Source organism: Bacillus sp. FSL R5-0654 (assembly GCF_038008745.1).
GTDB classification, from domain to species: domain Bacteria; phylum Bacillota; class Bacilli; order Bacillales; family Bacillaceae; genus Bacillus; species Bacillus safensis.
In genome coordinates this window covers 504,049-517,669 of record NZ_JBBOZV010000001.1, presented here as the reverse complement: position 1 = coordinate 517,669, position 13,621 = coordinate 504,049, and the positions used below count along the sequence as shown (strand labels likewise).

Sequence of the window (13,621 nt, the reverse complement as noted above, 5' to 3'; positions counted from 1 at the left end):
TTTTTCAAGGTCTTTTGATCGTTTATCAATCAGTCTTTTTGCGGTTTTTTCGCACGAAATAAATAATCAGCCCGACCACAAAAATAATCAGCGCAGCGATACATGCAAAGTAAATCCAAGAATCATCGATGCCTTGCTTTTCATCTTTTTGGAGATCATTTGTTGTGCTGCTGACCGTTTGATGATTAGAGAACATGTCTTTGTTTTTGCTCTCGATTGCGACTGTTGCCGTTTCCGTATTTGTTTGCAGGAAATGAAGCACTTCATGTGAAAGTTCAGCGTCAGCTGCATTCATTCCTGAAAAGACGGTCATTGTCTGTTCTTTATTCCATACAGATGGCTGCGTCCATACGATACGAGCAGTCGTTTCGTTGATCATGCCAAAGGAGGATACATCATACTGATCCTTTTTCACTGGAACGATGAGATCGTCTGCCTTTTCTTTTAAAAGAGAGAACGTTTGAATGCCCCCGATGAAAATGAGAGAGTGATCTTTCAATTGATCATTTGTCACATTTGAAGCTTTGATCAAATGATATTGGGCAGCTTCCGGCTGACTAAATGATTCTGTCAGCATCGCCATTTGATTGATCGTTTCTTGCTTGATTTGATCTGGAATGACGATCAATATTTTTCCTTGCTGCGTTTTTGATGTGAAAGGAAGCGGCCATGCGGCTAAATCCGGTGTATCACTAGTCGTACCTTCTGGTATTTGAAGAGAGCTGTTCTTATCAATGTAAATCCAGCCTTCTTCATCCGTATGTCTGCAGGATTCCATGTTTTTAAAGCCTGTAGTAACAAATTGCAAATCAATATATTCGTTCTTTTGGAGTACTTGTGAATCTACTGGAATTGACACATGATAGAATCCATTCTCATCTTTGTTTCCTAGTTTTGTTAATGGTACATCGTGTGGTTCGTTATTGATCATGACTGTTAAGCGTTCCGCTTTGTTCGCTATATCAGATTTTTTAAATGATAGATTTAGCTTTGCACCTGATTTTTGATTAGCGATCAATGCCTTCGGATAATAGTAATGTTCAGACGACGTTTTCTTGGTTCCAACTGTGACATCCTCTCCACCGAAATCTTTTAAACGAATTTGATGAGATGGTTTTGATGCTTTAGCCGTAACCTTTTGAAGCAGTAAATCGCTACCAGTGAGCTGACCAGTCAGTTCTGGTTGAGTTAGGACATTGATTTTTTCAGCAATTGTTTTTGGCTGCTTAGCAGTGACAAATAAAATAGGCTGTTCTTTTTTCTTTCCTGTCAAGGTTCTCACCGCTAATGTGAGCTGATTGCTTGCTGTTTTCATTTTCGCAGCTTGCTCGATCGATTTCACTCGTCCATCCCAGTTTCCTTTTGCTCCCACAGCAATGGTTGGATGCGCAATTTGCTTGATGTCCTTTTCTTGGACAATTTTGAGGTCTGCTTGGCGGTCTTTGTTTTTCAACGTACGGTATACTTTCATAGCCGCTTCTAATTCAGCTGCTTCCGGTGAATTTGGAATCACGATATCTGTTTGTTCTTTCTGATCACCTGTTTGAATGAAAGGTGAAGGGAAGCTGTCTAACGTCACGTCTTTCGTTTGAGTTCCTTTGAAAGCCAGCTCACTTTCAGGATATACTTTCAGCCAGTTGGCAGGTGTCTCTTGGTTGATACACACACCTTCTTTTAACACGCCATAAAATGCGAGCTGAATTTGATGAGAACCTTTTTTCAATTGCGATTTGTTCAGTTTGATTTGAATCGACTTCTTTTGTTTTTTCCCTGTTAGAGGAATGGTCTTTTCAATCTCTCCATCGATCATGACTGTGAACGAAGATGGCGAAATGAGTAATGGTGAAGCCTCTATATTCAATGTAAGGGTGCTAGACTCTACTTTTTCTTTTTCTATTTGATAAGAAAATTCAGTGCGGTCTTCTTGTCCATACAAGGTCACTACATCTTCTGATAAGTGCTGCGTTTCTGTCTGGCTTCCTTTAGATGAGCGAATCCAGTCATCTTTCACTTGTACTCGATTTGATTGCGCCATTGCTAGACCTGCCATGAAAAAAGGCTGAATGGCAAGGGATATCACCAATATAAAAATCATCCATTTTACCGATTTCAATTTGTCACCCGCTTTTCTTTTGTTGTTGATCGTAACGCTCAGTTTTGTACCATTTTACTTCTTGTTTGAATAATCGGCTCTTTGCCTCTACACATAAGGAGTACACGACTAGCGCAATCCATACTTGAGAATATGTGAAGTACATGAGCGCCACAATGAGTATATTTTGTTTGGTGAGCTCTGTTTTCTCAATACTTAGTGTAATCATCACTTCTGTTAGAAAGAGGAAGAAGGCCAATCCCCACAGGATCAGTGCAACAGCTCCTACAGATAAGTGAAGGTCAACAAATAGGTTCACGATAAAGATCCCATTTGAGAGCAGGACACCGAAGAAAAATAAGAAATACGTAAAGAAGAAATAAAACAAATCAAAAATCATTCGTTTTCGTTTCAGCTTCATAAACTGTTTTAAAAATTTGAGTACAACATATTGATTGCCTCGTGCCCAGCGCGTTCTTTGCCGCCACCAGACCTTCCACGTCTCAGGCTCTTGTTCCCATGTAATCGCAGCCGGGAAAAATCGAATGACATAGCCAAGGTTATAGACACGAATCGTTAATTCGGTGTCCTCAGCCAGCGCATGAACATCCCAGCCGCCAAGTTCTTCTAAAATGTGCCGGCGGATGGCGAAGTTGGTGCCTGGTATTGTCGCAATACCAAACCACTTCCATCTTCCGCCCTGCGCCATCCATTGGAAGCAGATGGTCTCAATATTAATAAATTTGGTCAGGAGATTTTTGGCTGCATTGATAACCCTGAATTTCCCGACAACAGCGCCTGCCTTCGGATCATTCAATAAACCAAGAACCAAATGATAGACGGCCTTTTGTTCAGGCATGTTATCTGCATCGTATACGCAGATGACTTCTCCTGTTGAAGCCTTTAAGCCTTCATTCAGTGCAGTGGATTTTCCCTTTCCTGCAAATGGCGGCTTCGTTTCAATCATATGGACATGATCATATTGCTCACTGAATGACTGCACGATGTCCCCTGTGCCATCAGAGGAATTGTCATTAATCACAATGATTTCAAGAAGATGTTTAGGATAGGATAGCTGGACCATTGCTTTTAGCGTTTGCCGGATGACAACTTCTTCATTATGAGCAGGAATTAGAATGCTGACAGTTGGCAGCTCTTTCCCTTGTTTCGTCCATTCAGGCAGCACTTTTTCGTAGGTCAGGTAGTGCTGAAAGCCGCCCTGCATGAGAAACATGTGGTATAGGAGCATGATCCAAATCAATATTAATGAAAGATAAAATAAGACATCAGCCACCTAATTTTCTCTCCTTAAAAATTCGTTTTTTCATTGTCAGCCTTAAATACAATGTGTAAAAAGCAAATGCCGCAATAAACAGCATCACCACGACGGTGAGAATTCGCAGCATATTTTCCATGCCGCTTCGTTTAACTGTTTTGGTTTCTGCTCTATTGGATTGTTCTACTTGAATATGTCCATTTCCTGATGTTTTGATTTGTACATGTGGTGTTTGGACTGTTTGTTTTGTTTTCTTTAAATCCAGCCATTCACTAGAAGGAATTGCATCCATCAGCGTCATCAGATTCTGCAATCCAGTTATTCCGGATTCCACATCATAGGACAGCCCGATTGCGGGTGATTGAAGATGCTGGATGGATTGAATCTTTTGCTCTGTTAAAATATTTGAACCTTCTTGGTCAGACGCTGGCTCTACTGATTGCTGAGGATATAAGGTCATGCCATGAAGCATAGCGGGCTTCGTCACGAGCGGCGGAGCACCGGCTGTTTTCCACGTATGGTCCGACAGCTGTACCTGTCCAAACAGACTGGACACATGCCTTGATATCACTTCATAGCCTTGTTGAGATATGGCATCATGCGGCACCTCGAATGCCAGTGGATAGAGACCTTGCTGCGCAAGAAGCTCAATGCCTTTTGTCAGTTTTTCTTCTGTGTAGATGATTTCTTGCTGCTTAATCGAATTCGTATAAGCATGGAAGTCTTTTTCATTCGAGAAATGACTTGCACTTTGCTTCTTCTCGGCTTTTTTTGGGTCATTTGACGTAATGGACTGATCATTCTTTGCATCCCAGAACTCAAAGTCCTGACCAGAATCCTCTGTTCGATACGTACGGCTAAATCCATGAAGAATAATGCTGGCTCCATTACTTTGCAATTGTTTTAACACTTTTACGAGCTTCGGGCGGTCACTCAGTATCACTTCATCGCCTGTTGTTCGATCCACCCAAACAGGGGTTACCGCTATCAGAAACGGGATATGCCGAGTGGATACATATTGTCCAAGCTCAAGCAGCTTCTTTTCGTCAGTGACAGGACTGATGTTCCCAAGCCTTAAGTACTTTATGGTCAGCTGATTAGAAGAAGGCAGGTTTTTTTCTAGCACTTCTGCAAGTAGCTCGCTGTGCTGCACGACATTTAAGATTCCAATATAGGCGGCACCTTCCTTTGTTTGAATCACAAATGGAAGAGCAGCTTTATGTTTCTTCAATAAAAATTCCTTTTGCAAGTCTGCCCCTTGAACCGTTAACGCACTGATTCTTTTCTCTAGCTGACGGTAAGTGGGATCATCTGTATATTTAATTTGACTTGTATGATCTTGTTTGTGAAAAGTAAGCTTGGAGAATGGGCGAAGCTGTTCCGCATTATATCCAATAGCTATTACCTTCTGTGCTTCGTTCATCATACGAAGGGTCTGCTTCGGTAAGGTTCTTTTTACTTCCCCTAGATAGATGACTTGCTGAAATTCGCTGATCTTCTTTTCAGCCAAATGTTCATCAGATACAATCGTCGTCTGTTTGGAAAAATGTCCGGCGAGTAGATCCAGCATATGCACTGCTGGAGTCGCTTCTCCCGATTCTGTTGAATAAACGATCAGGGTATCTGGCTTGGCAAGAGCGTCGGCTGAAGCCATGTATTGAAACGAAAGAATCAAAAAAAGAGCCATCATCAAACAGCATTTCATCAAAGAATTAAAGTTCATTCATCATCATCTCTTTTTCTAGTTCTTCTAAAAATTGCTCTGGCGTACGATAATCCGAACTGCTTGTTAAATGACAGACATGAAAAGTCAGGGTGACTTCACGACCGTTTAACAGCACATGCTTTTGCAATTTATCTTTTAGCTTCTCAAGGACGACAGAGACATTCTCTTCTGGTGTGTGAGTAAGCAGCAAGCCTATCCGTTCTTCGGATAATCGAAATTTCTTATCGGTTTCTCTGACACTTTCGCGGATCTTGATACTTAATTGCTGAAATAGGTGCTGCATTTCTTTTTCTCCATATAACGATTTGAATTCCGCTGCATAATGGATATGAAGAAGGATAAAAACGAATGGCTGTTTGTAGCGTTCTGCCCGTTTCATTTCCTCGGATAATTCCAGCTTCATCCGATCTGCATTGTCAAATCCAGTTGTCGAGTCAATCGCCACAAATTGTTTCATCGCCTGCTTTTGTTGTTCTATGGTGTGACGCATCGTCTTGATTCGCTCATGCAAGCTTCCTGCTGAAATCGCGAAAAAGAGAAGAGCTGCGCCCCAAATCACCACATCCTGCAATGTTTGTTTGGAAAAGAAGGGATTTGTGTGACCAAGCTCTGTAAAGAACATAGCGCTTCCTATAAAAAACAACATCAGCAAAGTAAAAATTAATGCTGGTAAGATGCCAAATAAAATCCCGCATCCTAACACGACAAAAGTCAGTGTGATCATCAAAAAGCTCTCTGCATCATGTACACCAAGGTAGCCCATAAATAAAATAAGACCTGCAAACGTGAGGAGCAGAGAATAATATAAACGATACGTATTACTGAATAACCGATTCATTAAAAAGCTCCCTTTCTGCAATGAGAGGCAATAAGTTGTCAAATGAGTGTGTGTCTTTTTCGTTCATGTACCCTCCATAATAATCCTCGAGAGGATCTTGAATTTGTAATTCTTTCATGCGGTCATACACCTCTTTTGCGAATTCCGGTTCGTTTCGTTTAAGAGCATACAAGATGACCAGCGCATATACAGAAGGCGATTCATACGTCACTGATGGCTGCAATGTGCTCAGTTTATATCTACCGTACAGCTTTCCTTCTTTTTTAAAAGTCGTTTTAAGCCATTTCATGATCGCGGACGTATTCACCTTTGCACGATCGGCATGTAAAGCCGTATAGAGTTGATCAATCATATTGATTTCTCGATCAAATGAATAGGCTTTTTTCTTTATGTCATAGGATTTAGGAAAGAATCCTTTTTTTCTCGGTGCTTGTTTTAGAATGGTCAATTGGTTACTCGTCATTTGTTTCGTGAATATTTTGAGGGATTCCAATTCTTTGATTGCTTTTGGGTCTAAATATGAGAGTGTGATTGTGTGTGAAGTTCGATTTGTTGATGCATCATAATAATCGGACAAGATGCCCCTATACATATTCTTGTCTTTTAACGCTTGTGCGATTTCTTTTGCTGTGGTTTGATACGCTGCATTCTTCCATAAACGATCTGCCTTTTGAAGTGCCGCCACTATCCGTAAATCATCAACTAAGGCATTGGCCTTACTTTTTTGATCAGATTCGATTTGCCAGCTGAGAAGATGATGGTCTAGTAAAAATTCATCTTGCAGGACACCAAATTGTTGGTCAAAAGAATTTTGGTCTTTTTTTCGAACAAGATAATCCATCCAAAGCCCAAGCGATTCAGATAAGTAGATATGCTGCTCTGCAAATGAAGTGCGAATCATGCCTTGATCTGTCATGAGGTGATGAGTAATAAAATATTCTCCAGGCAATACAGGCTGTGGTGATACTGGATCAGCTGATTCCTTCTGCTGTTCCCAGGTACATCCGCCTAATAAAAAAACAATGAGTAAAACAATAGCCGTGCGATGTATGGCTGTAACCATTCGTGTCCCCTTTCAACTCCCGTTCTCTTAGCATTCCAACGATTTATTATAGATTGTTTCTGTTTAAATTTAAATAAATATTTTATACCAAATTACGAGTCTTTTCGCATAGACATTCCCATTTTCAGAAAAACAGTATGTCGATATGCTTGATTACATTGGAAAACCCATGCGTTTCCGCATGGGTTTTTATAATACTATTGATCTAATTTTAATTTCTTTAATTGCTCAGCCAGTGCGTTATTGATTGGTTCTTCCACTTTCTTTTGTTTCTTCATATATTTAGACACATCATGCTTACTGGCTCTCTTTTGATTGGATTGTGATTTACGTTTTTCGAAAACAGACAGTTTTTCTCTATGACCGCACACACAAGCAAAGATTTTGCCATCGCCTTCTCCGCGCAGCTCGAGCTTTTTATGGCAGTTCGGGCAGCGTGCGTTTGTTTTCTTCGCCACATTTTTACGGTGGCCGCATTCTCGGTCTTGGCACACGAGCATTGTGCCATGTTTTCCGTTCACTTTCAGCATAAGTTTTCCGCAATCCGGACAATGGGTGCCAGTGACATTGTCATGCTTAAAGGTTTGGTTCGTCTGTTTGATTTCAGATACGGCTTGTTTTGCATAGGACTTCATTTCACTCATGAATTGAGAAGCCTTCAGCTGTCCTTTTGCGATTTTAGAAAGCTTTTGTTCCCACTCCGCTGTTAAAGCTGGAGACTTTAAGCCTTCAGGCACTAAGGAGAGCAGCTGCTTCCCTTTCGATGTGATGAAAATATCTTTGCCCTTTTTCTCGATTAAGAAGCTGTTGAACAGTTTTTCAATGATATCGGCTCTTGTGGCTACTGTCCCTAGTCCGCCTGTTTCACCAAGGGTTTTCACTAAGTCCTTTTCCTGATTCTGCATAAATGCCGCAGGGTTCTCCATAGCAGATAGCAAGGTTGCTTCATTAAAACGAGCAGGAGGTTTCGTTTCTCCTTTTGTTTCTTTCAGCTGGCGCACTTCAAGTGATTGCCCTTCGGAGAGTACCGGCAGATGCTGATCTGCTTCGGCTGATTCCTCGTCTTCATAGGATTCATCATACACGGCTTTCCAGCCGGCTGATTGCACGGTTTTCCCTTTTGCTGTGAATGTTTCACTGCCTATTTTGGCGATCACCGTTGTTTCCTCGTATTCAAAAGGATTCATGAGTACAGCAAGGAATCGTTTTGCAATAAGATCATACAATTTACGCTCTTTATCACTTAATGCACCAGGATACAGCTCTTCCTCGGTTGGAATGATCGCATGGTGATCTGACACTTTTGCATCGTTGACGAAGCCTTTGTGCGCTTTCACGCCTGATTGTAAAATGCGGTTCACATGCTGTGCGTACGGTCTGACGTTCATTCCTTTTAAACGATCTTTTAATGTAGGAACGATATCCGCTGAAATAAATCGTGAATCTGTACGCGGATATGTCACAAGCTTATGCTGCTCATACAACCGTTGAAGCGTAGATAATGTTTCTTTTGCTGAGAATCCGTAGCGTTTATGCGCATCACGCTGCAATTCAGTCAGGTCGTACAGCCCTGGAGCAAAAGCTTTTTTCGCTGTTTTTTTCAATGCATCGATCACTGCTGGTTTTCCTTTGCAGCCTGCCAAACGCTCTTTTATAATATTCTCTTGGAATGTGCGGTTTTGCTTTGTTTTGGCATCCTGCCACGTCAAGGTGAGTCCATCTACTTGTGCAGTCATTCCATAAAACGGCTTCGGCTGGAATTGCTGAATGTCTTCTTCTCGTTTGGCGATCATGGCAATCGTTGGTGTTTGTACCCGTCCGCAGGAAAGCTGTGCATTGAATTTGGTCGTCAGCGCCCTTGTTGCGTTGATCCCTACAATCCAGTCTGCCTCTGCACGTGCAACCGCTGAGCGATACAGATTATCATATTCTCTGCCGTCTTTTAGTCGTTTGAAGCCTTCTTGAATGGCTTTGTCCGTAACAGATGAGATCCATAGTCGTTTTAGGGGCTTTTTCACATGTGCTTTTTCAAGAATCCATCTTGCGACAAGCTCCCCTTCACGTCCAGCATCTGTTGCGATGACAATGTCTTTTACATCTTTTCTTGTAAGCTGTGCTTTTACTGCTTGAAATTGTTTACCTGTCTTTTTCATGACGACAAGCTTTAGCGGCTCTGGAATGATCGGCAAATCCTCTAAACGCCAGGATTGAAATTCTTTTCCGTAGCCTTCTGGATCAGCCAGTGTGACCAAATGGCCAAGGGCCCACGTTACAATGTATTGATCTCCTTCTAAAAAACCATTTCCTTTTTTATGACACTTCAGTACACGTGCTAAGTCACGTCCTACTGAAGGTTTCTCTGCTAATACAACTGTTTTTGACACTAAATTTCACATCTCTTTCTTCTATCCATCCTTTTATTATAGCAGACGTGGAGATGTGGTTCTAATGACGGATTATTTCTTCAAGCGCTTGATGATTTCGTTTGTGATTTCTTGTGTTTGATAAGCCCCGCCGATGTCTGCCGTTAAAAAGCCGTCTGCTGTGACTGACTCGATGATTTCAAGCAGGTGTGTACCCAGTTCTTCCTCACCGAAATGATCAAGCATGAGTTTAGCGGTCCAAATTTGACCGATTGGGTTGGCGATTCCTTTTCCTGCAATGTCTGGGGCTGATCCGTGTACAGGCTCAAACATGGATGGATATTTGCCATTCACATTGATGTTGGCGGCAGGCGCCACGCCAATACTTCCCATAATCGCAGCCCCAAGATCAGTTAAAATATCGCCAAATAAATTGCTGGCAACAATCACATCGAATTTCTCTGGTCTTGTCACAAAGAAGGCTGAGAGCGCATCAATGTGCTGCGAGTCTGCTGTCACCTCTGGATAATCCTTGGATACGTCTTGAAACACTTCATCCCAAAATGGCATTGTATGAACGATTCCATTCGATTTGGTTGCACTTGTCACATGCTTTCGTCTTTTTTCTGCTAATTGAAAAGCAAAGCGCATGGCTCGCTCTGTCCCTTTTCTGGAGAAAACAGCATTTTGAATGGCAAGCTGATCTTCCCCTTGATAGATGCGGCCACCGATTTCACTATATTCACCTTCACCGTTTTCTCTTACAACAAGAAGATCGAAATCCTTTGGCTGAGCAAGCGGGGAGCGAATACCGCTCAGCTGTTTTGCAGGTCTAACGTTAATCACCTGCTCAAATTCACGTCTAATTTTAATCAGCAATCCCCAAAGCGATACATGATCCGGCACTAAATTGGCATCTCCGACTGCCCCTAAGAAAATGCTGTCAAAGGCTTTCAGTTGTTCCAATCCATCCTTTGGCATCATTTCGCCATGCTCTAAATAATATTCACAGCTCCACGGAAAATCCTGAAAGGTGAAAGACAGACCGCCATGTACATCTGATATCGCTTTCAAAACTCGGATGGCTTCAGGTACAACTTCCTTTCCAACCCCGTCTCCTGGTATTGCTGCAATTGAAACATGCTTCATTGATTTTTCCCCCTTCGTCATCGGTCGACCGTCGACCATTTAATTCGAGTTTACTAGAGAGTGTCTGTTCTTACAATGGACAAAAGACGCTTTTTTGATCAAAGCGCCTTTTTATCCTGCATCAGCACATGGGGCTTCTGTTTCTTTCTTCCTGTACTTTTTTTATCTGAAAGCAGCAAACCTCCTAAGGTCAGTGCCGTTCCAAGCGCAGACATGAGGGTCAATCTCTCGTGAAGAACGATCATTGAAATGACCATCGTAATAATGGGCACTCCATAAATATACACACTCGATTTCACCACACCGAGCGTTTTCACAGAAAAGCTCCATGTCAGAAAACAAATGGCAGATGCGAAAAGGCCTAAAAACAGCAAGTGGAAGGCAAACGATGGATTCGTCAATCGTTCCCAGTCTAAACGAATTTTAAAATGCCAGATCAGTGGAATCATCCATAGCAGTCCGTAAAAGAAGACACGCCTTGTTACCTGAATGATATGGTAGCCATATTGGTTGATCATCTTCGATAAAATGGAATAGAATGCCCAGACGATGGTGGCCGTTAAAGCTAACGCATCACCGAGTGGATTCAATTGAAACGTGGTCATTCCATTCATGCTGATCAGCACGATTCCCGTCATTGCGATGAAAAAGCCTATGAAAAACCGGCTGTGCAGCGGCTCATCTTTTAATAAAAAATAAGCCAATAAAAAGGAGAAGAAGGGGACAACGGAGCTGATGACACCTGCATTCGAAGCGAATGTATAAGTAAGTGCGACATTTTCTAAAAAGTAATATAAGACCACACCGCATAAACCTGCCAGCGCAAACATCCCTTCATGCTTTTTACTTCGCACCTTCATGGTGACTGGATAGATGATCATCAGAGCCAAGTACCCTATAAAAAAACGGAAAAATAAAATCTCTGTTGGAGAAAAAGCCGTTAATAATATTTTGGTAGAGATAAAGGTAGATCCCCATAAAAAAATGGTGAACATGGCCGCCAAATGACCAAGCAGCTGTTTATTTTTCATCAGCAGTTACCTGCTTTACAAAAATTTGCTGATACTGCCCTGGCGTAAGCCCAATAAATTCCGAAAAGAAATGAGTCAAATGACTTTGATCAGAAAATCCAGCGGCAGCAGCAGCATCTACAGGCTTCACTCCTTGGGCGAGAAGCTCCTTCGCATAGTTCACCCTGACTGTCTGTAAATAACGATACGGCGTGATGCCTCTGAATTTTGTAAAAGCACGCAGCAATGAATATTTGTTCATGGATACAAGCTCACCTAAGTCATCTAACGAGATATTTTCCGTGAGGTGTGTTTCGATATATTGCTGTACGTCTCGGACTTTTTGTTCGTTGGCACGTGCGGGTGATGCTTTTTCCTCTGATGTATAAGCATAGGCTTCAATCAATTGTTTCATAAAGAAATAAAAGGTTTCCTGTTTATTCAAAGCAGGAGCTTCTTCTGTGATCATTTGATGTAGATCATATAATGGCTTTGTTAGTTCACTTTGTGAAAACACAGGGGCTTTAAAATGCGGTTTGTGCTGAAAGACCTTCTCTAGCACCTCTGCTTCAATATTTAAGCAGCGATAATCGAGTGTCCTGTGATCAATTTGTTCACATGCGTGATTATCATACGGATTGAAAAGAAGGATATCACCCTTTTCAATGATGTATTCTTGATTTTGGCAGATCAAACGTCTTTGACCATCTTCAATAAATCCAATCACATAATATGTATGAAAATGATTCGGGAACTTTTGCATGATGCCATGAAAGCGATACGCTTCTATTTGCAAGTTTTGATCAAAATGTACAGTTCGTTCCTCTTGTGTGTTCATATCGATCCCTCTTTTCACTGAACTGATCATAAGTGTAGCACACCCTTTTTCTCTTGGATTGTACGATATTGACTTTTCGATGGAGGCTTGCCTAGAGGGAAGAACTTGGATAACATGAGACAAAAGATGATGTATAAAAGAGGGAACGATGGAATGAATTCATTCGAGTTGGAAAAACCAGCACCGTATCACATGCAATTTTATGAACAGCTGAAGCAAATGATTTTTGATGGCCAGTTTCAGCCAGGCGAGCGTATCAACGAAACACAGCTTGCCAAGCAATTTGGCGTAAGCCGATCACCGGTAAGAGAGGCCATGAGGCTGTTAGAAAAAGACGAGCTTTTAATCGCGGATCATCGCTCAGGCTATTCCGTCTATACGTTAACAGAAAAAGATGTTGAGGAGCTTTATCAAATTCGGGTGGCCTTAGAAACACTTGCTGTTGAGCTTGCCTGTAGGGAAGCCTCGCAAAGAGAAATGGATGAAATTGAGAAGGTTCTCACGCAGGCGGATGAAGCGATCAAGCAGCAGCTGCCATCTAAAGAGATCGTCCAGTTACATGAAGCCTTTCACCAAAAAATCATTTTAGCGAGTCACAATGACCGTTTATCCAAACAATTGAAGCACGTGAATGCACTCATTCACTATTGCCGCATCTTCCATTTTAGCGGCGGGGCCCGTGCTGAAACCATTCAAAGGGAGCATACAGCCATCTATTCTGAAATAAAAGAGCGCCGCTCCACAGAAGCGGTTCAAGCAATGAGGGAGCATTTATTACATGATGTCATGCACTTAAAGCAAGTACTCTCTAAAACAAACAAAGAGTAAAGGACTTTTCCCATTTTTTAAGCATTCCATGAACATATTTTGAATTTTTCGTAGATTTCAGCATGTCCAGACGATCTTTCGTTTATATTAGAAGATGAGAAACTAGCTTTTATACAGGAGGATTTGTATATGCATACAAGTATTAGCCGTCTTCGACAGGCGGGTTTTATTGAGGGTATGTCTCTTTTAACCCTTCTTTTAATTGCCATGCCTCTAAAATATTTTGCGGATATTCCGATGGCAGTCACTATTGTAGGCTCTCTTCATGGCGCATTGTTTGTCATCTATATGCTCATTTTGGCATATGTGACTTTTAAGGTTCGCTGGCATTTGAAATGGTCCATCGCTGGTTTTTTTGCGGCTTTCATTCCTTTCGGTAACTTCGCCTACGATAAGGTGCTCCGCCAATATGATACAAAAGCTTAATCAAAAAGGGCT

At 41.7% G+C, this 13,621-nt stretch carries 11 protein-coding genes; 2 read left to right on the top strand and 9 right to left on the bottom strand.

Annotation, left to right across the window (positions count from 1 at the left end):
* Nucleotides 1-25: 25 nt before the first annotated feature.
* From NSS76_RS02465 to NSS76_RS02425, 9 genes are all read right to left on the bottom strand, one after another.
* Nucleotides 26-2,113, bottom strand: coding sequence for a cellulose biosynthesis cyclic di-GMP-binding regulatory protein BcsB (locus tag NSS76_RS02465; protein WP_341080560.1), 2,088 nt, complete (start codon nt 2,111-2,113; stop codon nt 26-28).
* A 4-nt stretch (nt 2,114-2,117) separates the two neighbouring features.
* Nucleotides 2,118-3,341, bottom strand: a complete 1,224-nt coding sequence (locus tag NSS76_RS02460) for a glycosyltransferase family 2 protein (protein WP_175579069.1) — start codon at nt 3,339-3,341, stop codon at nt 2,118-2,120.
* Nucleotides 3,342-3,378: 37 nt separating this feature from the next.
* Nucleotides 3,379-5,091 carry a DUF2334 domain-containing protein gene (locus NSS76_RS02455; protein WP_285707250.1) on the bottom strand — a complete coding sequence of 571 codons (1,713 nt, stop codon included), beginning with the start codon at nt 5,089-5,091 and terminating at the stop codon, nt 3,379-3,381.
* Nucleotides 5,081-5,932, bottom strand: a complete 852-nt coding sequence (locus tag NSS76_RS02450) for a GGDEF domain-containing protein (RefSeq protein ID WP_198457072.1) — start codon at nt 5,930-5,932, stop codon at nt 5,081-5,083. The genes NSS76_RS02455 and NSS76_RS02450 overlap by 11 nt, the downstream gene beginning before the upstream one ends.
* Nucleotides 5,913-6,995, bottom strand: coding sequence for a glycosyl hydrolase family 8 (locus NSS76_RS02445; RefSeq protein ID WP_341080556.1), 1,083 nt, complete (start codon nt 6,993-6,995; stop codon nt 5,913-5,915). Before NSS76_RS02445 ends, NSS76_RS02450 begins: the two co-directional genes overlap by 20 nt.
* Nucleotides 6,996-7,192: 197 nt before the next feature.
* Nucleotides 7,193-9,379: a DNA topoisomerase III gene (locus tag NSS76_RS02440; protein WP_341080554.1), complete on the bottom strand. Its 2,187-nt coding sequence runs from the start codon at nt 9,377-9,379 to the stop codon at nt 7,193-7,195.
* A gap of 72 nt (nt 9,380-9,451) precedes the next feature.
* Entirely contained in the window at nt 9,452-10,507 is a 1,056-nt protein-coding gene (locus NSS76_RS02435) for a tartrate dehydrogenase (RefSeq protein WP_024425569.1), read from the bottom strand.
* Between the two features lie 98 nt (nt 10,508-10,605).
* Nucleotides 10,606-11,538 carry a DMT family transporter gene (locus NSS76_RS02430; protein ID WP_024425568.1) on the bottom strand — a complete coding sequence of 311 codons (933 nt, stop codon included), beginning with the start codon at nt 11,536-11,538 and terminating at the stop codon, nt 10,606-10,608.
* Nucleotides 11,528-12,355, bottom strand: a complete 828-nt coding sequence (locus NSS76_RS02425) for an AraC family transcriptional regulator (RefSeq protein ID WP_341080551.1) — start codon at nt 12,353-12,355, stop codon at nt 11,528-11,530. The genes NSS76_RS02430 and NSS76_RS02425 overlap by 11 nt, the downstream gene beginning before the upstream one ends.
* Nucleotides 12,356-12,508: 153 nt before the next feature.
* Here NSS76_RS02425 and NSS76_RS02420 point away from each other — a divergent pair, with 153 nt between their 5' ends.
* Together NSS76_RS02420 and NSS76_RS02415 are read left to right on the top strand one after the other, a co-directional pair.
* Complete coding sequence (locus NSS76_RS02420; protein ID WP_073208260.1) at nt 12,509-13,183, top strand: GntR family transcriptional regulator; 675 nt, start codon at nt 12,509-12,511, stop codon at nt 13,181-13,183.
* A gap of 129 nt (nt 13,184-13,312) precedes the next feature.
* Nucleotides 13,313-13,609, top strand: a complete 297-nt coding sequence (locus NSS76_RS02415; protein WP_008347156.1) for a DUF3817 domain-containing protein — start codon at nt 13,313-13,315, stop codon at nt 13,607-13,609.
* Nucleotides 13,610-13,621: the final 12 nt, after the last annotated feature.

Coding starts and splice junctions, on each gene's coding strand:
- NSS76_RS02460 (WP_175579069.1), bottom strand. CDS start 3,341: ATGCTCCTATACCACATGTTTCTCATGCAGGGCGGCTTTCAGCACTAC.
- NSS76_RS02455 (WP_285707250.1), bottom strand. CDS start 5,091: ATGAACTTTAATTCTTTGATGAAATGCTGTTTGATGATGGCTCTTTTT.
- NSS76_RS02450 (WP_198457072.1), bottom strand. CDS start 5,932: ATGAATCGGTTATTCAGTAATACGTATCGTTTATATTATTCTCTGCTC.
- NSS76_RS02445 (WP_341080556.1), bottom strand. CDS start 6,995: ATGGTTACAGCCATACATCGCACGGCTATTGTTTTACTCATTGTTTTT.
- NSS76_RS02435 (WP_024425569.1), bottom strand. CDS start 10,507: ATGAAGCATGTTTCAATTGCAGCAATACCAGGAGACGGGGTTGGAAAG.
- NSS76_RS02430 (WP_024425568.1), bottom strand. CDS start 11,538: ATGAAAAATAAACAGCTGCTTGGTCATTTGGCGGCCATGTTCACCATT.
- NSS76_RS02425 (WP_341080551.1), bottom strand. CDS start 12,355: ATGAACACACAAGAGGAACGAACTGTACATTTTGATCAAAACTTGCAA.
- NSS76_RS02420 (WP_073208260.1), top strand. CDS start 12,509: ATGAATTCATTCGAGTTGGAAAAACCAGCACCGTATCACATGCAATTT.
- NSS76_RS02415 (WP_008347156.1), top strand. CDS start 13,313: ATGCATACAAGTATTAGCCGTCTTCGACAGGCGGGTTTTATTGAGGGT.